General features: G+C 71.6%; 20 protein-coding genes. 9 read left to right on the top strand and 11 right to left on the bottom strand.

From position 1 onward, the window contains the following. Window positions 1-85 precede the first annotated feature (85 nt). Entirely contained in the window at window positions 86-2,467 is a 2,382-nt protein-coding gene (locus EIW28_RS08470) for a DUF4153 domain-containing protein (RefSeq protein WP_158630331.1), read from the top strand. A gap of 102 nt (window positions 2,468-2,569) precedes the next feature. Continuing rightward, window positions 2,570-3,211, top strand: coding sequence for a sulfotransferase family protein (locus EIW28_RS08465; RefSeq protein WP_125247255.1), 642 nt, complete (start codon window positions 2,570-2,572; stop codon window positions 3,209-3,211). Between the two features lie 3 nt (window positions 3,212-3,214). Here the strand turns inward: EIW28_RS08465 and EIW28_RS08460 are convergent, their stop codons facing one another. Genes EIW28_RS08460 through EIW28_RS08450 form a run of 3 tightly spaced genes read right to left on the bottom strand, consistent with a single transcriptional unit; the run spans window position 3,215 to window position 6,526 of the window. Then, entirely contained in the window at window positions 3,215-4,219 is a 1,005-nt protein-coding gene (locus tag EIW28_RS08460) for a uroporphyrinogen decarboxylase/cobalamine-independent methonine synthase family protein (RefSeq protein ID WP_125247254.1), read from the bottom strand. Next, entirely contained in the window at window positions 4,212-5,333 is a 1,122-nt protein-coding gene (mnmA, locus tag EIW28_RS08455; protein ID WP_125247574.1) for a tRNA 2-thiouridine(34) synthase MnmA, read from the bottom strand. Before mnmA ends, EIW28_RS08460 begins: the two co-directional genes overlap by 8 nt. Before the next feature lie 35 nt (window positions 5,334-5,368). Further along, entirely contained in the window at window positions 5,369-6,526 is a 1,158-nt protein-coding gene (locus tag EIW28_RS08450) for a cysteine desulfurase family protein (RefSeq protein ID WP_125247253.1), read from the bottom strand. 259 nt (window positions 6,527-6,785) lie between these two features. On the opposite strand from EIW28_RS08450, the gene EIW28_RS08445 reads away from it, so the two are divergent. Continuing rightward, complete coding sequence (locus tag EIW28_RS08445) at window positions 6,786-7,697, top strand: hypothetical protein (RefSeq protein ID WP_125247252.1); 912 nt, start codon at window positions 6,786-6,788, stop codon at window positions 7,695-7,697. Window positions 7,698-7,799: 102 nt separating this feature from the next. Here the strand turns inward: EIW28_RS08445 and EIW28_RS08440 are convergent, their stop codons facing one another. The 3 genes from EIW28_RS08440 to EIW28_RS08430 all read right to left on the bottom strand — a co-directional run bounded on the left by EIW28_RS08440 (window position 7,800) and on the right by EIW28_RS08430 (window position 10,513). Further along, on the bottom strand, window positions 7,800-8,411 hold the full coding sequence (locus tag EIW28_RS08440) for a biotin transporter BioY (RefSeq protein ID WP_125247251.1): 612 nt from the start codon (window positions 8,409-8,411) through the stop codon (window positions 7,800-7,802). Between the two features lie 392 nt (window positions 8,412-8,803). Further along, complete coding sequence (locus tag EIW28_RS08435) at window positions 8,804-9,733, bottom strand: electron transfer flavoprotein subunit alpha/FixB family protein (RefSeq protein WP_125247250.1); 930 nt, start codon at window positions 9,731-9,733, stop codon at window positions 8,804-8,806. A 9-nt stretch (window positions 9,734-9,742) separates the two neighbouring features. Continuing rightward, window positions 9,743-10,513 (bottom strand): electron transfer flavoprotein subunit beta/FixA family protein, encoded by a 771-nt coding sequence (locus tag EIW28_RS08430; protein ID WP_125247249.1) that lies wholly within the window; start codon window positions 10,511-10,513, stop codon window positions 9,743-9,745. A gap of 200 nt (window positions 10,514-10,713) precedes the next feature. On the opposite strand from EIW28_RS08430, the gene EIW28_RS08425 reads away from it, so the two are divergent. Beyond that, the gene (locus tag EIW28_RS08425; RefSeq protein ID WP_158630330.1) at window positions 10,714-11,037 is read left to right on the top strand and encodes a PLD nuclease N-terminal domain-containing protein; all 324 of its coding nucleotides are present in this window, start codon (window positions 10,714-10,716) and stop codon (window positions 11,035-11,037) included. 18 nt (window positions 11,038-11,055) lie between these two features. On the opposite strand, the gene clpX is transcribed toward EIW28_RS08425, so the two are convergent. From clpX to EIW28_RS08405, 4 genes are all read right to left on the bottom strand, one after another. Then, a complete protein-coding gene (clpX, locus tag EIW28_RS08420; protein ID WP_125247247.1) occupies window positions 11,056-12,354 on the bottom strand; it encodes an ATP-dependent Clp protease ATP-binding subunit ClpX in 1,299 nt (432 codons plus the stop codon). Between the two features lie 284 nt (window positions 12,355-12,638). After that, a complete protein-coding gene (locus tag EIW28_RS08415) occupies window positions 12,639-13,301 on the bottom strand; it encodes an ATP-dependent Clp protease proteolytic subunit (protein ID WP_125247246.1) in 663 nt (220 codons plus the stop codon). Window positions 13,302-13,322: 21 nt separating this feature from the next. Further along, entirely contained in the window at window positions 13,323-13,976 is a 654-nt protein-coding gene (locus EIW28_RS08410) for an ATP-dependent Clp protease proteolytic subunit (RefSeq protein ID WP_408612191.1), read from the bottom strand. A gap of 263 nt (window positions 13,977-14,239) precedes the next feature. Continuing rightward, complete coding sequence (locus tag EIW28_RS08405; protein WP_125247245.1) at window positions 14,240-15,394, bottom strand: S8 family peptidase; 1,155 nt, start codon at window positions 15,392-15,394, stop codon at window positions 14,240-14,242. A 477-nt stretch (window positions 15,395-15,871) separates the two neighbouring features. Between EIW28_RS08405 and EIW28_RS08400 the strand changes: the two genes are divergently transcribed. The 5 genes from EIW28_RS08400 to EIW28_RS08380 all read left to right on the top strand — a co-directional run bounded on the left by EIW28_RS08400 (window position 15,872) and on the right by EIW28_RS08380 (window position 21,095). Then, on the top strand, window positions 15,872-17,137 hold the full coding sequence (locus EIW28_RS08400; RefSeq protein ID WP_125247244.1) for an ABC transporter substrate-binding protein: 1,266 nt from the start codon (window positions 15,872-15,874) through the stop codon (window positions 17,135-17,137). 4 nt (window positions 17,138-17,141) lie between these two features. Beyond that, window positions 17,142-18,071, top strand: coding sequence for a carbohydrate ABC transporter permease (locus tag EIW28_RS08395; protein WP_232013851.1), 930 nt, complete (start codon window positions 17,142-17,144; stop codon window positions 18,069-18,071). Next, a complete protein-coding gene (locus EIW28_RS08390; protein WP_125247243.1) occupies window positions 18,068-18,946 on the top strand; it encodes a carbohydrate ABC transporter permease in 879 nt (292 codons plus the stop codon). Before EIW28_RS08395 ends, EIW28_RS08390 begins: the two co-directional genes overlap by 4 nt. After that, window positions 18,927-20,582, top strand: a complete 1,656-nt coding sequence (locus tag EIW28_RS08385; RefSeq protein WP_125247242.1) for a hypothetical protein — start codon at window positions 18,927-18,929, stop codon at window positions 20,580-20,582. Before EIW28_RS08390 ends, EIW28_RS08385 begins: the two co-directional genes overlap by 20 nt. Before the next feature lie 99 nt (window positions 20,583-20,681). Next, window positions 20,682-21,095, top strand: a complete 414-nt coding sequence (locus EIW28_RS08380; protein ID WP_125247241.1) for a hypothetical protein — start codon at window positions 20,682-20,684, stop codon at window positions 21,093-21,095. 60 nt (window positions 21,096-21,155) lie between these two features. Here the strand turns inward: EIW28_RS08380 and EIW28_RS08375 are convergent, their stop codons facing one another. Further along, on the bottom strand, window positions 21,156-21,959 hold the full coding sequence (locus tag EIW28_RS08375) for a CPBP family intramembrane glutamic endopeptidase (protein WP_125247240.1): 804 nt from the start codon (window positions 21,957-21,959) through the stop codon (window positions 21,156-21,158). Window positions 21,960-21,997: the final 38 nt, after the last annotated feature.

Here is a 21,997-nt window from a genome sequence, read left to right as displayed (position 1 = left end):
GGAAACCGCTTGTCCACTGGGGAACTTCCCAGGGTGGACCCGCCACGATATGGTCGGAACCCCTCCGATGAGAAGGGGCTCGAAAATGAGCGAACCCGAACCCGCCCCCGCGCCGCGATCCGAGGACGACCCGGGCCCCGGCGCCCCGGGCGAGGCGCAGCCGGCCGAGGCGCCCCGCGAGGAGCCGGCACCCGAGCACCGCGAACGTCCCGGCGACGCCCCCGCCGCACCCGCCGCCGCGGACGAGGCCCCGGCGGCGCAGCGCCCCGCCGAGCAGCCGGCGCCGCCCCAGCAGCGGCCGCCCGTCAAGCAGGGCGTCCTCGTGCCGGCGCCGCACGCGCACCCCCACATGCAGCAGCACGGCCACTACCAGCAGCAGCAGGCGTACTACCCGCCGCCGCGGCAGCCGCAGATGATCCTCCCCAACCCGCGCTGGCACCGGCCGCAGCTGAGCGCCTCGCAGGGCGCGGTCCTGCTCGCGTTCGCGATCGCGCTGTTCGGCGCCTGGTCGGCCTTCCCCGGGGACGGGGTCGGGATCGGCCTGGCGCTCACCGGGATCGCGATGGTCGTGGTGCCGCTCGTGACCTCCGGGGAGGACGTGCTCCCGCGGCTGCCCGGGGTGGTGCTGGTGGCGGCCCTGTGGTCGGTGGCCGCGGTCCGCGACGCCGGCTGGGTCGTCGCGCTGTGCGCGCTCGCCGCGTTCGCACTGACACCGTTGGCGCTCGCGCCGCAGCGCAAGATCAGCGGCACGATCGTGGCGGTCGGCCTCGGCTGGCTCGAGGGGATCGCCGAGTCCTTCAAGTGGGCCAAGCGCGGGCGTCCCGCGAAGGACGAGCGGAACCCCGGCACGATGCGGATGCTGTGGACCGCGGGCGTCACGGCGTGCCTCCTGCTCGTCTTCGGCGGACTGTTCGCCGCGGCCGACTCGACCTTCGCCGACCTGGTGGGGCGGCTCCTGCCGGACCTGAACCCGGCCGAGGTCGTCCTGCGGCTGATCCTGGCCGCGATCCTGCTGCCGGTCGTGCTCACGTGGATCTACGCGGCGGCCGCGAGGCCCGTGTGGGACTCGGCGGGCGAGCGCGAGCCCCGCACGGTGTCGCGCTTCGAGCTGGCGGTGCCGCTGGGCGCGCTGAACCTCCTGTTCGCGGCGTTCATCGCCGTGCAGTTGCGGGTGTACTTCGGCGGCGAGGACTACGTCATGGAGACCGCGGGCCTGACGTTCGCCGACTACGCGCGGCGCGGCTTCTGGCAGCTGAGCGTCGTGGCGGTGCTGTCGCTGGCGGTCATCGCGATCGCCGCGTGGCTGGCGCCGAAGCGGGCCAGGGGCGACCGGTGGACGGTGCGGGTGCTGCTCGGGCTGCTCGCGCTCATGTCGCTGGCGGTCATCGCGTCGGCGACGTTCCGGATGTTCACGTACACCCAGACGTACGGGCTGACGCGGCTGCGGATCTGGATCCTGACCGTGGAGTTCTGGCTCGCGGTGCTGTTCGTGCTGGTCCTGGTGGGCTGCTGGAAGCTGCGGGCGGCCTGGCTGCCGCGCGCCGTGCTCGCCTCGGGCGCGCTCGCGCTCCTGGGGCTGGCGGCGGCGAACCCCGACGCGCTCATCGCCCGCTACAACATCGACCACGAGCACGACCTGGACCTGGACTACCTCGGGGAGCTGTCGGCCGACGCCGCGCCGGAGCTGATGGCGCTGCCGCCGGAGGACCGCTCGTGCCTGCTGCACAGCGGGGACTACGCGCCGGTGGACCACCCCGTCGAGCGGGACCTCATGGCCTGGAACTGGGGCCACCAGCGGGCCGCGGACCTGGCGGCGGACGTGGAGGAGCCCGGCGACGAGTGCTACCTCGGGTTCGACGCGTACTCGACCGACGACTGGGACGACGACTGGGACGACGACGCGTATGCCGGGACCGACCGGCCCGGCGAGGGCGGCGAGTCCGCCGAGGTGTGGACGCCGAGCGGCGACCTGAGCGGGTTCTGGCACTGGGACACGTGCGCCATGTACGACCTCGCGGGGGTGACCGAGTTCTTCGGGACGTCGGCGGGCGGCGACCGCGGCGTGGTGGCCGACGACCCCGCGCAGTACGCCGAGGAGCTCGACCCGGCGCTGGGCCTGGGCGACAAGGTCCTGCACTGCGGCTACTACGGCCCCGGCACGCGGTACCTGATGGTCGAGACGTACGAGTGGCGCACCCCCGACGACGCGGTCGCCGGAGCGGCGGCGATGATGGCCGCCGACGAGGCCGAGGGGCTCTACGAGGTCGTCGACATCGCGCAGATCGACGCCGAGGCCACGGCCGGGTACGTCGCGACGCTCGAGAACGAGATGTACCAGTACACGGAGGTCGTGGACCGGCTCGTGGTCGTGGTCTCGCTGAGCGACTCGGCCACCGACGTCTCGGCGCGGCCGGTGAGCGACGACCTGACCTCGCAGTCGTACCTGCTGTACTCCGAGCTGAGCTAGGGCCGGCGGCGCGGCAGGTCCGCGCCGCCGTTCGCACACCCGTACTGGACATTTCACGCAGGCCGCTTGCACGGCCGACACAAGTCCACTTAGGTTCGGAGGATGCTGCGAGTGATCGGCGCGGGCCTGCCGCGCACCGGGACCATGACCCTCAAGCACGCCCTGGAGACGCTCCTGGGGGCGCCGTGCCACCACATGAGCGAGGTGTTCCAGCACCTCGACACCCACCCGGCCGGGTTCCTGGCGGCCGCGCGCGGCGAGGCCGTCGACTGGGACGGGCTGCTCGGCGGCTACGCGGCGGCGGTCGACTGGCCGGCCTCGGCGTTCTACGCCGAGCTCGCCGAGCGATATCCGGACGCGGTCGTCCTGCTCTCGCGCCGGGACTCGTTCGCCGCGTGGTGGAAGAGCTGCAACGACACCATCTTCACCGGCATGGACACCGGCGAGTTCGCCTCCCCGGAGTGGCGGGCCATGATCGACGCGATCTGGGAGCAGACGTTCGACGGGGCCGACCGCGGCGACCCGGCGGCCGTCGAGGCCGCGTACGACCGGTACCACGAGCGGGTGCGCGCGGCCGTGCCGCCGGAGCGGCTGGTCGAGTTCAGGACCGGCGCGGGCTGGGGTCCGCTGTGCGACGCGCTCGGCCTGCCGGTGCCGTCGGAGCCGTTCCCGCACTTGAACTCCACGAAGGAGTGGCAGGAGCGCACGGGCGACGTGCCGCCGGGCGGCATCGGCGCGGCGTAGGCGTCAGCCGTGGAGCCGCTTCGCGGCCTCGCGGCTCGCCTCCATCGCGAAGCGCGCGTAGGCGGGGCTCGCCCCGGCCATGCCGCACGTGGTCGCGACGCTGACCTGGCGCGGCAGCTGCTCGGGCGCGAAGCCGAGCCGGTTCCACAGGGCGTGGACGCGGTCGGCGGCGGTCTTGTCGAGGCGCGGGTGCGGCTGCCCGAGGGCCGGCACGACCCCGGCGATGAGGCGGCCGCCGCCGTCGAGGTACTCCCCTACGGCGTCGACGCGCGGGACGTCGTCGAGGTCGAGGAGCGTCAGGTCGAGCGAGACCGCCTGCGCGCCGGCCTCCTGGAGGAGCCGCAGCGGCACGTCGGGCGCGCAGCAGTGGACGACGACGGGCACGCCGACGGCGTCGGCGACCTCGCGGAGCCGGTCGCGGGCCACCTCGACGGGCACCCGCCGGTAGAAGTCGAGCCCCGACTCGGTGTTCACGCGGCCCGCCAGCGCGGCGGGCAGATTCGGTTCGTCGAGCTGGATCGACAAGGCGGCCTTGGGCATCCGGGCCTGGGCGGCGGCGATGAAGTGCCGCAGGCCCTCCCCGAGGGAGGCCGCGAGGTCGGCGACCGCGCCGTGGTCGGCGAGCATGGCGCCGCCGGTGCGGCGCCAGATGTTCGCGGCGAGCGTGAACGGGCCGACGGCGGTGAGGCGCACCGGGCCGGTCGCGGTCACGTCGAGGAGCGCGTCCAGGTCGCGTTCGAGGAAGTCGGCGGCGCGGCGGGCGTCGACGCCGGGCAGGTCGGCGATCTCCCAGCGGAAGGCCCACCACTGGACGGGCAGGCCGGCGAGGAGGGCCGCGCCGCGGCCGATCATGTCGGCGCCGAGGCCGCGCGCGGGCAGCTCGGGCAGGTGGGGCCATTCGGGGAGTTCCCCGAAGACGACGTTGACGGCTTCGCCGATGTCGGTCCCCGGCAGGGAGCCGACGCCGGTCGCGACGCCTGACGGGAGGGCTGCGGCGGCGTCAGACACCGGCGGCTTCCAAAGACTCCGCCGTGCCTTCCGTCGCGCGGAGCGCGGTATCGATGGTCCCCGAGGCGAGGACGGCGTCGCCGTCCGCGTCGGTGTCGTAGACGACGAGGGCCTGGCCGGCGGCGACGCCGAAGGCGGGCTTGTGGAGGCGGGCCGAGAGGCCGCCGTCCTCGACGGTGACGGTGGCGGGGTAGACCTCGCCGTGGGCGCGGAGCTGGATCTCGGCCTCGAAGGAGCCGGTGCGCTCGGCGGCGAGCCAGACGGGCCGGCCGGTGCGGATGCGGTCGACGCGGAGCGCTTCGCGGGGGCCGACCTCGACGCGGTTGTCGACCGGCGTGATGGAGAGGACGTAGCGGGGCCTGCCGTCGGCGGCGGGGCGCTTGAGGCCGAGGCCGTGGCGCTGGCCGACGGTGAACTGGTGGGCGCCGTCGTGGCTGCCGAGCACTTCGCCGGTGGCCTGGTCGATGATGTCGCCGGTGGCGCTGCCGAGCCGGTTCTTGAGGAACCCGGCGGTGTCGCCGTCGGCGATGAAGCAGATGTCGTGGCTGTCGGGCTTGCGGGCGACGGCGAGGCCGCGGGCCTCGGCTTCGGCGCGCACCTGGTCCTTGGGGGTGTCGCCGAGGGGGAACATCGAGTGGGCGAGCTGGGCGGGGGTGAGGACGGCGAGGACGTACGACTGGTCCTTGCCGGGGTCGACGGCGCGGCGCAGGAGGCCGTCCTCGCCCTTGCGGGCGTAGTGGCCGGTGGCGACGGCGTCGAAGCCGAGGGCCATGGCGCGGTCGAGGACGGCGGCGAACTTGATCTTCTCGTTGCAGCGCAGGCACGGGTTCGGGGTGCGCCCGGCGGCGTACTCGCTGTAGAAGTCCTCGACGACGTCCTCGTGGAAGCGCTCGGCCATGTCCCACACGTAGAAGGGGATGCCGATGACGTCGGCGGCGCGGCGCGCGTCGCGGGAGTCCTCGATGGTGCAGCAGCCGCGGGCCCCGGTCCGGTAGGTCTGGGGGTTCTTGGACAGCGCCAGGTGGACGCCGGTGACGTCGTGCCCGGCCTCGACGGCGCGGGCCGCGGCGACGGCCGAGTCGACGCCGCCGCTCATGGCGGCCAGTACTCGCATTTTCACGCCTTCAACTGTAACCAGGGGACGGGTCGCTACGAGAGTCCGGCGGTCTTGGCGCGGCGGACGGCCTCGGGGAGGGCGGCGACGAGCGCGTCGACGTCGGCTTCGGTGGTGGGCCAGCCGAGCGTGAACCGCAGGGAGGAGCGGGCGTCGTCGGGGTCGGCGCCCATGGCGAGCAGCACGTGGGAGGGCTGGGCGATCCCGGCCGAGCAGGCGGAGCCTGTGGCGCATTCGACTCCGGCGGCGTCGAGGAGCATGAGGAGCGCGTCGCCTTCGCAGCCGGGGAAGGAGAGGTGCGCGTTGCCGGGGAGGCGGTGCTCGGGGTCGCCGTTGTAGACGGCGTCGGGGACGGCCCGGCGGATGCGGGCGACGAGGTCGTCGCGCAGGCGCGCGAGGCGCTGCGCCTCGGTGCGCTGGGTGGCGACGGCGTGGACGACGGCTTCGGCGAGCGCGGCGATGCCGGGGACGTCGAGGGTGCCGGAGCGAATTTCGCGCTCCTGGCCGCCGCCGTGGAGGAGGGGCACGGCGGTGACGTCGCGTCGCAGCAGGAGCGCGCCGGTGCCGGTGGGGCCGCCGAGCTTGTGCCCGGAGAGGGTGAGGGCGGCGGCGCCGGAGGCGGCGAAGTCGACGGGGACGTGGCCGACGGCCTGGATGGCGTCGGTGTGGACGGGGACCCCGTGGGCTGCGGCGAGCGCGGCGATCTCGGCGATGGGCTGGAGGGTGCCGACTTCGTTGTTCGCCCACATGCAGGTGATGACGGTGAGCTCGGCGGCGCGCTCGTCGAGGAGTTCGGCGAGGACGGCGGTGTCGACGCGGCCGACCTCGTCGACGGGCAGTTCGGTGACGTCGGCCTTCTCGTGGTCGCCGAGCCAGGCGACGGCGTCGGCGACGGCGTGGTGCTCGATCGCGGTGGTGACGACGCGGTTGCGCCCGTCGGCGCGGCGGGCCCAGTGGATGCCCTTAACGGCGAGGTTGTCGGCCTCGGTGCCGGAGCCGGTGAAGATGACTTCGCCGGGTTTGGCGGCGAGGGCTTCGGCGATGCGTTCGCGGGCCTCTTCGACGGTGCGGCGGGCGGTGCGCCCGGAGCCGTGGAGCGAGGAGGCGTTGCCGAGGGACCGGGCCGTGCGCACGTAGGCGTCGAGCGCTTGGGGGAGCATCGGCGTGGTGGCGGCGTGATCGAGATAGGCCATGGCCTCTCCAGTCTACGTTCGGTTCACGCCCGGCCGTGACCGGCGCGTCGCGGGTCACGCCCGCCGGCGACGGCGGGCGCGGCGCGTTCCGCTCCGTGGGAAGGCCCGGGCGGCCTGGTGAGATGTCGGCCTGGGACCCGCTGGTGGGGCCGCGATAGAATCTGACGAATCCTCCTACCTTTCCGGTATACAGGAGTCGCCGCCCCGGACCGGGTTGTGAACAGACCGCGCAAGCCGAGTCGAGAGAAAGTGTGTGCCGATGACGCCCGAGCTCGCCGAAGCGCTCCGCGCAGGGCCGTTCCACACCGCGCTGCGCGTGGCGATCCAGACCAGCGGCCTGGGCCTCGACCGCATCCGCCACCGCCTCTCGATGCGCGGGATCACGGTGTCGACGACGAGTCTGAGCTACTGGCAGTCCGGGCGCTCCCGCCCCGAGCGGGCCGAGTCGCTCGCCGCGGTGACGGCCCTCGAAGACCTCCTCGAGCTCCCGGCCGGGTCCCTGCGGGTGCTCTTGGGCCCCAAGCGGGCCCGCGGCCCCCGATCGATCCGCGGCCAGCTCCCCCGCCCTGACGCGGTCCTCGGCGGCGACGCGGTCCGCGAACTGTGCGACCAGGTGCCGGCCTCGCGCGAGCACACGCTCGACATCCTCAGCCAGCAGGTCATCGTGCACGTGGACTCGCAGTGGCAGGAGTCGGTGTTCGAGCTGTCGATGCTGGTGCGGGCGCGGCGCGACGACGTGGACCGCTACATCCTGCTGTACCGCGGGGACACGGGCTGCGACATCGACGACATCGAGTTCAAGCCGGTCCGCGACTGCACGGTCCCGAACGTGCTGCGCCATCCCGACGCGCCGGTGGCGCTGGCGGAGATCGTGTTCGACACGCCGCTGCCGAAGGGCGCGACGCACCTGTTCGAGATCGTCGTGCAGGGCAACGGCGGCGTCTCCAGCGGGCACGGGAACGCGTTCCGGTACCCGGTGGACCAGTACTCGCTCCAGGTGCGGTTCTCCTCGGACGCGGTGCCGAAGCGCGTGTACCGCTTCGCGCAGTCGAGCCTCCAGCGGGAGAAGCGCGAGACGGGCGACCTCCAGCTGGGCCCGAACCGAACGGTGGCACTGGCCGAACCGGTGCCGAGGCCGGGCGCGCTGGGCATCGGCTGGGAGATCGAATAGGCGAGAACGCCAAGGGCGCCTTCGGAGAACCGAAGGCGCCCTTGGCGTCTCGTATACTTGTGCAGCGGCCGCGCCGTTTTGTTCCGCGGGCGACCTCGCCTCTTATTCCGCGGAGCGGAACTTGTTGACGGCCCACCAGGTGCCGGGGAGCAGCAGCGCGGCGAAGACGAGCTTGACGAAGTCGCCGGCGAGGAACGGGATCATGCCGGCGTCGAGGGCCTGCGCGGCGCTCATGTCGAGGGCGACGGCGAGGTAGGGGACGCCGAAGGCGTACATGATGACGTTGCCGACGACCATGAGGCCCACGGTCTTCAGGACGGTGCGGTCACCGCCGCGCTTGGCGAGGAAGCCGACCGCGACGGCGGCGGCGAGGAAGCCGATGATGTAGCCGAAGGTCGGCATGGCGTAGCCGGAGGTGCCCTCGGTGAACCACGGGACGCCCGCGGCGCCGGCGGCGAGGTAGAGGCCGAGGGTCAGGCCCGCGCGCAGCGGACCGAAGGCGGCGCCCACGAGCAGCACGGTGAACGTGGTGAGCACGAACGGCACCGGGCTGATCTGCGGGATGGTGAACGCGACCTGCGCCGAGGCGCCGACGGCGCCGGCACCGGCGAGGACGAGCACCGCGTCGCGGGCGATCGCGGCGGCCCGGCTCGAAGCCGGCAGGAGGTCGGCGAGCACGCGAGGCGCGGCGATCGGGGCGGCTGAGGCGACCATTGCGGATTCCTCCAACATCATCTGTAGGGTCTATATAACGAGAGGCTCCGGGAAGCCTAACCCACGACTGTTACGACCGAGTGACGGCCTACCAGTGGCCGGGACATCCCGCCCTCCGCACCCGCTCACAAACCCCGAATCCCGCCGAGCGCGCCAGCCCGCCCTTCGATGTCACACCCGCCGGGCACCGTTACAGCCGGGGGCGACTACGAACCCGAGAACCATTCGCGCACAACGGCTTCCGCATCCACCCGCTGTCAGACCCCTCGGGCACCGTTGCAGCCGGGGGCGGTTGCTCACGCGATTCCCCCTCATGTGCCGGCCGCGCACCTCCCGACACCGGCGTGGCCGGGTCCCGCCGCCGGCGGGACCCGGCCACGCCGGTCGTTCGCCTACTTGCGCTTCTCGATCTCCTCGAGGGCCTGCGGGAGGACCTGGAAGAGGTCGCCCACGACGCCGAAGTCGGCCATGCCGAAGATCGGGGCGTCGGCGTCCTTGTTGACGGCCACGATGACCCGCGAGGTCTGCATGCCCGCGCGGTGCTGGATCGCGCCCGAGATGCCGGCCGCGACGTACAGCTGCGGGCTCACGGTCGTGCCGGTCTGGCCGACCTGGAACTTGTGCGGGTAGTAGCCGGAGTCGGTCGCCGCGCGCGAGGCGCCGACCGCGCCGCCGAGGGCGTCGGCGACGCGCTCGATGAGCGCGAAGTCCTCCGCGGAGCCGACGCCGCGGCCGCCGGAGACGACGATGCGCGCCTCCGACAGGGCCGGCCGGTCCCCCGCGGGCTCGTCGACCCGCTGCACGACCTTGACGCGCTGGTCGGCCTCGGCCACCGCCGCGTTCACGGTCTCGACCGCGGGCGAGCCCGGAGCCGGGGCGGGCTCGGTGGCGCCGGCCTTGACGGTGGCGAGCAGGAAGCCCTTGGTGGCCTTGGACTTCACGATCGTGGCGCCCGCGAAGGCGTCCTGGGTCGCGGTCCCGTCGGCGTCGAGGCCCGAGACGTCGGTCATGAGGCCGTTGTCGAGCGCGACGGCCACGCGGGCCGCGAGGGCCTTGCCCTCGTCGGTGCTCGGCAGCAGGAAGAAGCCCGGGTTCGCGCTGCGCGCGAGGTCGATGAGGACGGTCGCCTTCGGGTCGACGAAGTAGTCGTCGGCGCCGGGGGCCTCGACCCGGTAGACCTTGGCGGCGCCGTACTCGCCCGCGAGCGAGGCGGCGGCGTCGTCGAAGGCCACCGCGGAGACGTCGCCCAGGGAGCGCGCGAGGGTGAGCACCTCGGCGGCGTGCTTGCCGGAGTTCGGTACGTACACGAGGATGTCGGTCATGGCGGTCTCCTAGATGAACTTCTCGGCGGCGAGGAATTCGGCGAGGGCGGTCCCGCCCTGGCCTTCGTCGGTGACGATCTGGCCGGCGGTGCGCGGGGGGCGCGCGGCCGCGTCCACGACCTCGTTCCACGCGGCGGCCGGGCCGGCGGCCTCGATGCCGAGGTCGGCCAGGGTCAGCGACTCGACCGGCTTGCGCTTGGCGGCCATGATGCCCTTGAGCGACGGGTAGCGCGGGGTGTTGATGGTGTCCCAGACCGAGACGATCGCGGGCAGGGCCGCGCTGAGCACGTCGTAGCCGTTGGCGCGCTGGTGCTCGACGGTGACGGTGGACCCGTCGGTCTCGATCTTGCGGGCTCCGGTCAGGGCCGGGGCGCCGGTGCGGGCGGCCAGGAGCTGCGGCATGACGCCCATGTTCGAGTCGGTGGACTCGGCGCCGGCGATGACGAGGTCCCACTCCAGGCGGCCGAGCGCGGCGGCGAGGATCGCGGAGGTGGTGAGCGCGTCGGAGCCGCCGACGGCGTCGTCCTCGATGTGGACGGCCTTGTCGGCGCCCATCGCGAGGGTCTTGCGGACGGTCTCGGTGGCCTGGCCCGGGCCGAGCGTCAGGACGGTCACCTCGCCGCCGTGGGCCTCCTTGAGCTGGAGCGCGGCTTCGACGGCGTACTCGTCGAGCTCCCCCATGACGTTGTTGGCGCCGTTGCGGTCCACCCGCAGCTGCGCGTCCAGTTGTCTCGCGAGTCCCGAGTCCGGGACCTGCTTGACCAGAACCACGATGTTCATAGACCAACCTCCGAGGTCGTTCTTGTCCAGCCTCATTCACGGCTCGCAAGCTCCGCCGAGCCTACGTCAAGGGCCGTGTCGCGACCCTGAGCCTAGGGCCGACTATATCCTACGAAGTTACTATCGAGTAACACCACGGAGGGCGCAACACCCCCGAGCCGTTGTTGTCCCGCCGGCGCGGGACAGGCATGATTGACGACATGATCCGCGCGTTCGTCTTCCTCTTCTTGGCGCACCTGGCGCTGGTCATCGCCGCGCTCGCCGACTGCCTTGGAGGCGAGCACCGTCCCCGGAAGCTCACGCGCGCGTGGTGGGTGGTCATCATCCTGCTCGTGCCGGTCGCCGGCGGCGTCCTCTGGTTCTCCGTCGGCCGGGCGCGCCCGCCGCGGCCGCAGCCGGGGACGGGCCGGACCGGGAGCACCGGCGGACCGAGGGACCCCAGGGGCCCGGTGGCCCCTGACGACGACCCCGACTTCCTCCGGGACATCGACCGCCGCCTGCGCGACGAGAACAAAGAGGACTGAGCGAGACCCCGCCTGGATTCAGGCCGACTTCTCGCGGCGCATCCGCACCGGGCGCCGCGGGGTCGACTTCGTGCGCGGCACGAGCGTCGGGTTCACGTTGCGGCGCACCACGTCGGCGGTGATCTCGACCCGCGCGACCTCGTCGGCCCGCGAGGGGATCTCGAACATGACGGGCTGGAGGACCTCCTCCATGATCGCCCGCAGGCCCCGCGCGCCGGTGCCGCGCAGCAGCGCGGACTCCACGATCGGCTCCAGGGCGTCGTCGGCGAAGACGAGCTCGACGCCGTCGAGTTCGAGGAGGCGCTGGTACTGCTTCACCAGGGCGTTGCGCGGCTCGGTCAGGATGCGCAGGAGCGCGGCCTTGTCGAGGTGGTCGACGGTGGTGAGGATCGGCAGGCGCCCGACCATCTCGGGGATGAGCCCGTACTTGAGCAGGTCGTCGGGCATGACCTGGGAGACGATCGCGTCGCCCTCGGCGTCCTCGGCGTGCAGCGGGGCGGTGAAGCCGACCGTGCGCTTGCCGATGCGGCCCTTGATGATCTCCTCGATCCCGGCGAACGCGCCGCCGCAGATGAAGAGGATGTTCGTGGTGTCGATCTGGATGTGCTCCTGGTGCGGGTGCTTGCGCCCGCCCTGCGGGGGCACTGAGGAGACGGTGCCTTCGAGGATTTTCAGGAGCGCCTGCTGCACGCCCTCGCCGGAGACGTCGCGGGTGATCGAGGGGTTCTCGGCCTTGCGTCCGGCCTTGTCGATCTCGTCGATGTAGATGATGCCGGTCTCGGCGCGCTTGACGTCGAAGTCGGCGGCCTGGATGAGCTTGAGGAGGATGTTCTCCACGTCGTCGCCGACGTAGCCGGCCTCGGTGAGGGCCGTGGCGTCGGCGATCGCGAACGGGACGTCGAGCATCCGGGCGAGCGTCTGGGCGAGGTGGGTCTTGCCGGAGCCGGTGGGGCCGACCATGAGGATGTTCGACTTCTGGAGTTCGACGTGGTCGCCGCCGCGGATCGAGCCGAGCTCGTCGAGCTGGACGCGTTTGTAGTGGTTGTAGACCGCGACCGCGAGCGCGCGCTTCGCGTTGTCCTGGCCGATCACCCACTGGTCGAGGAACTCGACGATCTCCTTGGGCTTGGGCAGGTCCTCCCAGGCCACCTCGGCGTCCTCGGCGAACTCCTCTTCGATGATCTCGTTGCAGAGGTCGATGCACTCGTCGCAGATGTAGACGTTGTTCGGGCCGGCGATGAGCTTCCGGACCTGCCGCTGCGACTTCGAGCAGAACGAGCACTTCAAGATCTCGCTGTCACCCAGGCGTGGGGCCATCGCGGTAACTCCCTCCCTCGGCGGCGTGCGATCCAGGGCCGCCGAGCGTGCGTGCTTGCTTGCTCCGTTGATTCAGGACGAACCGGTGTCTCGATCCAGTATTTCGCATTTGCGGCCACGGCGCCAGGGCGGTCTCAGACCGTGTTGGCGGGTCCGGTTCCGGGCGGCGGCGGGTGCCAGCGCCACGGTATCGCGGACGGGCGACATTCGGGGGCGATCGAGGGAGGATTCGGGGCTGCGGAAGCGCGGCGGCCGGGCGGGCCGCCGCGCTTCGGCGGGACGTCTTACGCGGCCGCTTCGGCCGGCAGGGCGTTCTTCTTGCGGTAGGTGAGGACGTTGTCGACCAGGCCGTAGGCGACGGCCTCCTCGGCGGTGAAGATCTTGTCGCGCTCGATGTCGCGGCGGACCTTCGTGACGTCCTGGCCGGTGTGGCGGGCGAGGATCTTCTCGAGCTGGTCGCGCATGCGCATGATCTCCCGGGCCTGGATCTCCATGTCGGAGGCCTGGCCGAAGGTGCCCTCGGTGGCGGGCTGGTGGATGATCACGCGGGAGTTCGGCAGCGCGGTGCGCTTGCCCGGGGTCCCGGCGGCGAGGAGCACCGCGGCGGCCGAGGCGGCCTGGCCCATGCACACGGTCTGGATGTCCGGGCGCACGTACTGCATGGTGTCGTAGATGGCCATGAGCGCGGTGAGCGAGCCGCCGGGCGAGTTGATGTACATGATGATGTCCCGGTCGGGGTCGTTGCCCTCGAGGACGATCAGCTGGCTCATGATGTCGTTGGCCGAGGTGTCGTCGACCGGGGAACCGAGGAAGATGATCCGGTCCTCGAACATCTTGTTGTACGGGTTCATCTCCTTGATCCCGTACGAGGTCTTCTCGGTGAACGACGGGACGATGTAGCGGGCGCGCGGGTCGAAGCCGCCGGCCTGGGCGTGGATGTCCATCATCTGGTCTCCCCCTGTTCCTTGCTAGTTGGACTCGGCGGGGACTTCGGACACCCGCTGGACGACGTTGTCGATGAAGCCGTAGTCCTTCGCCTCGGAGGCGGTGAACCAGCGGTCGCGGTCGGAGTCGCGCTCGATCTCCTCGATCGTGCGGCCGGTGTGGTGGGCGACGCGCTCCTGGAACATCTGCTTGGTGTAGAGCATCTGCTCGGCGAGGATCGCCACGTCGGAGGCGGTGCCGCCGATGCCGCCGGAGGGCTGGTGCATCATGATGCGCGCGTGCGGGAGCGCGTAGCGCTTGCCCGCGGTGCCGGCGCACAGGAGCAGCTGGCCCATGGAGGCGGCCATGCCCATGGCGATGGTCTGGACGTCGTTCTTGATGAACTGCATGGTGTCGTAGATGGCCATGCCGTCGTAGACCGAGCCGCCGGGCGAGTTGATGTAGAGCTTGATGTCGCGCTCGTCGTCCTCGGCCTCCAGCAGGATGAGCTGGGCGCAGAGGCGGTTGGCGAGCTCGGAGGTGACCTCGGAGCCGAGGAAGATGATGCGCTCCTTGAGCAGCCGGTCGAAGACCATGGCGTCCAGACCGGGCTCGGGCGCACCGCCGCCGCCGCGACGGGCGATCGCGTTGACGACGTCCTTCTCCAGCTGCGAGGAGAATGGAATCGAATGCTCCATGTCTTGCACCTTCATTCTGTCTCGGCGATATGGGCTTCAGCGTTGCGGCTGCCAATCCAGACCTTAGCCCGTCCCGGCGACGATCGGACGCGCCTGGGCTCCGTGTTCGCTGCCAGCGGAGCGCGGTCGGGGATCGGGGCCGGTCGGGGCGGAGGCGGAGGCGGCGGCGCGGAGGGGGTGTCCGGTGCGGCGGGCCGGGAAACGCGGCGGGCGCGGGCGAGGACCCGGCCGCCGGGCCGGGTCCTCATCGGTTGGGGCGCGGGCTAGTCGGTGACGTTGAGGAGCAGGTTGGGGCTGCCTTGGACGTCGCTGATCGCGCCGGGGACGGCGGCCGCGGTGAGGGCGGCGTCGACCTCGGCGGGGGTGGCGTCCGGGTGGGCGGAGAGGTAGAGGGCGGCCGCGCCCGCGACGTGCGGGGAGGCCATGGAGGTGCCGCTCAGCGCCGCGGGGGTGCCGAGGAGGTAGGGCGAGGTGATGTTCTCGCCGGGGGCGAAGAGGTCGACGCAGGAGCCGAAGTTGGAGAAGTCGGCGCGGGCGTCGGTCTCGGTGGAGGCGGCGACGGTGATGGCGCCGGGGGTGCGGGCCGGGGAGACGCCGCAGGCGTCGGCGGTCTCGTTGCCGGCGGCGACGGCGTAGGTGACGCCGGAGTCGATCGAGGCCGCGACGGCGGCGTCGAGGGCGTCGCTGAGGCCGCCGCCGAGGCTCATGTTGGCGACGGCGGGCTTGACGGCGTTCTCGGTCACCCAGTTCACGCCGTCGATGACGCCGGCGGTGGTGCCGGAGCCGAGGCAGTTGAGGACCTGGACGGGCACGATGGTGACCGCTTTGGCGACCCCGTGCTGCGTGCCGCCGACGGTGCCGGCGACGTGGGTGCCGTGGCCGTTGCAGTCGAGGCCCTGGAGGCCGGGGAGGATCGCGGAGAAGCCGGTGCCGGTGCGGCCGGAGAAGTCGGCGGTGGCGGCCCAGATTCCGGTGTCGATGATGTAGGCGGTGACGCCTTCGCCGGCGTTGGGGTAGGTGTAGGACGCGTCGAGCGGGAGGGCGGCCTGGTCGACGCGGTCGAGGCCCCAGGAGGGCGGGTCGGTCTGGGTGGCGTCGATGGAGACGGTCCGGTTCTGCTCGACGTAGGCGACGCCGGGGTCGGCGGCGAGGCGTTCGGCCGCGGACTCGCTCATCGAGGCGAGGACGGTGTCGACGGAGTCGAAGACGTCCTCGACGCGGCCGTAGTCGTCGACGAGGCCGGTGCTGGCGTCGTCCTCGAAGACGACGATGTAGGAGCCGGGGATGGCGTCGGGGCTGCCGGCGCCGAGGATCTCGGCGGTCCGGGCGCTCGCGGGGGACGCGGCGAGGCCGGCGGCGGCGAGGGTCGCGGCGGCGGCGGTGAGGAGGAAACGGCGTACGGGGGGATGGTTCACCATCTAGGGACACCGTTCGGGAGGAAACGGGCTATGGCATCTGTCACAAGGTACCAAGGAATCGGCCGATTCGGTTACCTCGCAGTAGGACTATCCGAGATTTCCTCACATGTCAGAAATGGAGTGAATTGCGCCCGGCCCCCGCACCGCCCGTTCGGCGCGCCGCGAAGGCCGGCCCCGCCGCCGAGCGGGACGCGAAGCGGGAGCACTCCGGGGGAACGCCGACACCGGCCCGACACCTGCCGCTTTACTCGAATCATCAAGGAGTTCAAGGCGACCGGCAGGCGCTGGGAGCGCGACCTCAGGGCCCGCAAAACCACTGGTCGGGACCTACTGTCGCGCGCTAGTCGAAGGTCTGGTACGTTCGGGCAAGCGCTTCACGAGTGACCTGTGGCACTCGCGTCCGCTCCGGAACGCTCCAGCGGCCCGGGAGGCGGCCGTTCTCGGCCGTCGAATCCCTTTCCCGAAAAGAGAAGCTCAATGAAGAGAAGACTCGTCCTCAGCGCCGGCACCGCCGGGGCGGCGGCACTGCCCCTCAGCGCCTGCGGGTTCATCGGCGGCGACGACGAAGGCGGCGCCGACACCCTCAAGTTCTGGCTGTCCGGCGACGCCAACCAGGGCGGCGGCTTCCAGGCGATGGCCGACAAGTACTTCGAGGAGACCGGTGTCACCGTCGACATCGACGACATCCCGTACGACGACTTCAACACCCGGCTGCGGAACGCCGCCCAGGCCGACGGCCTGCCCGACCTCGCCCGCGTCACGGCGATCGACCCGATCTGGATGAACCAGCTCGAGGACCTCGCCGACATCGCCGCCGAGCGCGGCGTCATGGAGAACCTGCTCGCGGAGAACGAGGAGGGCGCCGTCCCGACCTTCCTCACCGACCTCACCGCCGTCGGCCTCTACGTCAACAAGAGCCTGTTCGACCAGGCCGGGGTGGCCTACCCGACCACCGCGGACCAGCTGTGGACCTGGGACGAGTTCATCGCCGCGGTCAAGGAGGTCAAGGCCGCGACTGGAGCGCGCTACGGCCTGGTGATGGACCCGTCCTCGCACCGCCTGCGCTCGTTCATGTACCAGTTCGGCAGCGACGGCTTCACCCTCGGCGAGGACTGCACGTACTCGACCAAGGAGGCCGAGACGACCGCCGCGCTCCAGTTCTTCGCCGACATCAACGACGACGACGTCATGCCGCGCTCGGTGTGGGTCTCCGGGGACGACGCGAACGCGCTGTTCAAGTCCGGCCAGGTCGCCGCCTACTACTCGGGCTCGTGGCAGGTCGCCGACTTCCAGGCGAACATCGCCGACTTCGAGTGGGCCTCGGCCCTCATGCCGGCCCAGACCCGCCGCGCCACCAACCTCGGCGGCGGCTACATCGTGGCCTTCAACGGCGAGAAGTCCCAGGCCGCGCTCGACTTCATCAGCTGGCTGTTCGAGGCCGGGAACTACACCGAGATCGCCGAGATCTCCGGGTTCCTCCCGGTCATCCAGGGGCTCGACATCGACTACGGCGCCTCGCAGGCCAGCTTCGACCTGTACAACGAGGAGATCGCGGCCTCCGACCCGATCTCCAGCTCCCAGGAGCAGTCGGCCCTCCAGATGGTCTACAAGGGCCAGGCGGCCGGCGGCGACGCCGACCCGCTCAAGGACGAGGCGATCAAGCTCGCCAACGGGGAGCAGGACGTCGCCACGACCATCGCGAACATCATCGCTTCGCTCAACGAGAACATCATCTGCGAGTAGCACCGTGACGGCCACCGCCATCGCCACCGAACGCCCCGCCGGGCCGCGCCAGCGGCCCGGCCGGGGCCGGCGCCCCAAGTACCGGCTCGCCCCGCTCGGGCTCGCCGGCCTCAGCATCGTCCTGTTCGCCGTGTTCTTCGTCTGGCCCGGCAGCCTGGGCCTGATCTACTCTTTCACCGACTACACCGGCATCGGGACATACGACTTCATCGGGCTCGCGAACTACGAGAAGCTCTTCGGCGACCCCACGTTCTACCAGGCGCTCACCCGCAGCCTCCTGTTCGCGGCCTTCAGCGTCCCGCTCATGTACGTGATGTCGCTGAGCGTGGCGTCGCTCCTGGTGTCGAACCACGCCAAGGGGAGGTCCGCGGCGAAGATCGTGTTCTTCTTCCCGTGGCTCATCTCCCCCATCGTCGCCGGCGTCATCTGGCGGTGGATGTTCGGCGAGAGCTTCGGCTTCGTCAACTACGTCGTCACCGAGCTCGGCGGGAACCCGCTCGCGTGGCAGACCGACCCCGACCTGGCGCTCATGGTCGTGGTCATGGCCGCGACGTGGGGCGGCACGGCGTTCAACATGCTCATCTTCATCGCCGCCCTCAAGAACGTGCCGCGCGCCTACTACGAGGCTGCCGAGATCGACGGCGCGAACGCCTGGCAGCGCTTCCGGCACATCACGCTGCCGTCGATCGCGCCCACCTCCTTCCTGGTGATCCTGCTGTCCTCGCTCGGCGCGATGAAGGAGTTCGCGATGGTCCAGGCCCTCAACGGGGGCGGCCCGGGCACGTCGAACGTGTTCCTCATCCAGTACATCTACGAGACCGGCTTCAAGCGCGCCGACGTCGGCTACGCCAGCGCCGTGTCGATGATCCTGCTGCTCATCCTGCTGTCCATCGCGCTGATCCAGATGGCGGTCAACCGGAGGCGAGGCGCATGAGCACCGCGACGACCGCCGCGGCCCGGCCGCGCACCCGCAAGGCCCGCAAGGCGAAGGAGCTCGGCACCGCCATCCCGGTGACGGCGTTCCTGTGGCTCCTGGCCGCCGTGTACGCCTTCCCGATCCTGTGGTTCCTGCTGAGCGCCTTCAAACCCGGGTCGGAGCTGTTCCAGTACCCGCTCTCGATCCTCCCCGAGGACCCGACGCTCGGCGGCTTCGAGAAGGCGTGGAACCGCTTCGACTTCATGCTGTACTTCTCGAACACGCTGGCCGTGGCGCTGGCGACCACGGCGCTGACGGTGATGGCGAGCGCCATGACCGGGTACGCGCTGGCGAAGTACCGCGAGCAGCGCTGGGTGCGGGTCTTCTTCATCTGCCTCCTGGCGACCACGATGCTGCCGACCGAGGTCATCCTCTCCCCCACGTTCCTCGTCATCCGCGACCTCGGCATGTACGACACGTTCGCGGGCCTGGTGGTGCCCTCGATCCTCACGGCCACGGGCGTGTTCATGTTCCGGCAGTACTTCCTGTCGGTGCCCGACGACATCGTGGAGGCGGCGCGCATCGACGGCGCCCGCGAGGCGGGGATCTTCTTCCGGATCATGCTGCCGATGTCGCGGCCGATCATCATGACGCTGGCGATCTTCTCGTTCCAGTGGCGCTGGAACGACTACGTGTGGCCGCTCATCGTGGTCGCCGACGAGCGCAAGTTCACGCTCCAGATCGCGCTGCGCAGCATCGTGGGCGCCGAGAACATCGACTGGCCGCTGCTGCTGGCCGCGTCGGTGATGTCGATCCTGCCGCTGGTGCTCATCTTCATCGTGTTCCAGAAGTACGTCATGAACGAGGACATCAATGCCGGGCTCAAGGACTGAGTTCACGGCGGCCGTCACGGCGGCCGCCGACCTGCGGGCCCGGGAGGTGCTCGCGGGCGCGGACGCGCTGCTGGCGTCCGACCCGCACCACCGGGCGGTCATGAGCGCCGCGAAGGCCCTCGTGGCCTGCGCGGTGAACCCGGCGTCCGAGCACCACGGGTCCCACGCGGCGGCCGCCGCCGCCGCGCGCCTGGTGGACTTCCTCGCCGGCATGCAGGCCGACAACGGCCTGTTCGACGGCGAGAACTTCGCCTCCCCGCCCGACACGGCGTTCACGGTCAACGACCTGTGCGACGCGTACGCGCTCCTCGACGGCGTGGACGCGTTGCAGCCCTTGGCGGAGGCGCTGGCGCGGATCGCGGCCGCGGCCGCCGAGCCGCTGCGCCTGGGCGGGGTCCACACCCCGAACCACCGCTGGGAGCTGTCGTCGGTGCTCGCGCGCCTGCACCGGCACTGGCCGGACCCGCGCCTGGTCGCGCGCGTCGACGAGTGGCTGGCCGAGGGCGTCGACATCGACGCGGACGGCTGGTACTCCGAGCGCAGCGCGAACTACGCGCTGTACGTCTCGAACCCGTCCCTGACGGCGATCGGCACGATCCTGGACCGGCCCGAGCTGCTCGACCTGGTCGAGCGCAGCCTGGAGGCGGTCGCGGCGGCGGCGCTGCCGGACGGGACCGTGGAGACGGTCCACTCGCGGCGCCAGGACCAGCAGGGGACGATCGCGCTGGCGCCGTTCCTGATGCAGTTCCGGCGCTTCGCGATCCTGCGCGGCCGCGGCGACTTCGCGGCGGTGGCCGAGGGGATCGGGTCGATCCCGCACCCCGCCGACGCGCTCGCGGAGGTCCTGCTGGAGCCGGCGCTGGCCGGGCCACTGCCGGCGGCCGAGCCGCGCCGGCCGGCCACGACCGTGTTCGCGGGCTCGGGCCTGGCGGTGGCGCGCGACGGCGGTTTCGCGGTGACCGTGTACGGCGGCTCGGACTACGCGTCCCAGGGCCGCATCCGGTCGGGGCTCGCGACGAACCCGACGTTCCTGCGGCTGTTCGCGGGCGGCGCGGTGCTGGACTCGGTGCGGCTCTCGCGGGACTTCTTCGGCCTGGGGCCGTTCCGGGCCGAGTCGTTCGCGGCGGAGGGGAACGCGTTCACGCTGCGGGAGCGGGCGAGCGCGGCGTACTACGGGCCGCTGCCGGCCGGTCGCCGGCGCGCCGACGCGGTCTACGAGCTGGCCGACGAGGGCCGCTTCTCGGCCGCGATGGACTTCGCGCACCGCCCGGCCGAGGAGGTCGCGCTCGCGACCGAGGTCCAGGTGGTCGTGGGCGAGCGCGAGGCCCGGCTGACCGTGCAGGCGGCGCCGGCGCGGGTGCGGCAGGTGCTCGAACTCGCGTTCCGCGACGGCGGGCAGCTCGAGGGGGTGCGGCCGGTCGAGGGCGGCTTCGCGCTCGACGGGCCCGAGGCGGTCTACCGGCGCGGCGAGGACCGGATCACGGTCGAGGCCGACGCCGCGGGTCCGTTCACCCGCGGCTACCACCCCGGCGAGGACTACACGCACCTGTCGGGAACCGATGCGGCCCAGGGCGTCAGGTTGTACATTCCGCTCCCGGCCACAGGCCGCTGCACGGTGCGCCTCACCGCCGGCTGAGCCGGAATAGCGGCTCGGGGGCGGCTGTTGGACGGCGTGGACGCCCCGGCGTCCCCGCCGCCGCCCGGCGGCGGCCCCCCCGAGCGAGGAGCCGCCCCCATGTCCCACCAGCGTTCACTTGTGCCGCCGCCGTCCGACGAGCGGGCCGTGTTCGTCGGCATCCTCCCCGAGGCGTTCGGGCCGGGCGAGCTGCCGCCGGGCCTGACGGCCGAAGACCTCGCCGGACAGATCGAGCGGGGCATCGCGGCGATGCGCGAGGCCGGCGTCGACGTCGAGTTCGCCGGGATCGGCACGGACCCCGACGAGGCCGAGGCCGAGCTCCGCAAGCGCCTCGCCGCGCGGCCCGCCGGGCTCGCGCTCGTGGGCGGCGGCATCCGGCTGCTCCCCGACAACACCGTCCTGTTCGAGCGGATCGTCAACGTCCTGGTCGACGCGCGGCCCGGCATCCGCTTGAGCTTCAACACGAACCCGGAGAACTCGCTCGAGGCGCTGCGCCGCTGGCTCGACCGCTGAGACCCGCACGACGCGAAGCGGCGCCCTCCACTCTGGAGGGCGCCGCTTCGCTTGCGGTGCTTACATCGCGCCGGTGGCGTACAGGGTCGTGCCGACGACGGTCATGAGGAGCGCCGAACCCGGGTGCATCCAGATCGAGGCGCGGATGTCGTGCTTCCACCAGACGAAGAAGACGCCCGGGAGGAGGAAGATGATCTTCGAGGGGACCGTCCAGATCGCCCAGAAGTGGTAGATCGAGAACAGGACCGTGTTGAACAGCGGCGCCCAGCGGCCCAGCTGCGGGAGGCGCGGCAGGAGGAAGCCGCGGAAGTAGTACTCCTCGATCAGCGGCAGGAGGAAGCCGGTGAAGGCCCCGAAGATCAGCAGGGTGGTGATGACGGTGGAGGTCGAGTACGCGTCGAGGTAGCTGGTGCCGGAGCTGCCGGAGCCCTCGAAGGTGACCCAGGTGAAGAGGGTGTCGTACGTCCAGGCGTCGAGCGGCGCGAGCGAGAGCGACACGACCGTCATGTAGACCAGGAGGCCGATGCCGATCGCGGTGATCTTGCCGCGCGTGAACGGCTTGTCGCGGTAGCGGACCACGCCGCCGCGCATCGTGTACCTGCCGGTCTGCTGCTTGCCCAGCCAGAACAGGCCGAACCAGAGCGGCAGGAGCACGACCATGAGGCCGATGGCCCAGGCCCCGAAGATCGGGAGGCCGAGCGCGCGGGTGATCGGGGCGCCGATCCAGGCGTAGGCGGCGACGATGAGGGCGCCGGGGACGAGGTGGAGGGCGATGGACAGGGGGACGGAGTGCTTGTCGGCGAGGAGCTTCGCGACGAAGCCGGTGGGCTGCTGCGCGGTGGAGGCGCGGTGCGTTTCGTTCATGACAGGAATGTTCGGGGGCGGCGCTGACACGGCCCTGA

It is taken from the genome of Glycomyces terrestris (assembly GCF_003933745.1).
GTDB lineage: Bacteria > Actinomycetota > Actinomycetes > Mycobacteriales > Micromonosporaceae > Glycomyces > Glycomyces terrestris.
This window is presented reverse-complemented; position numbering and strand designations above follow the sequence as displayed.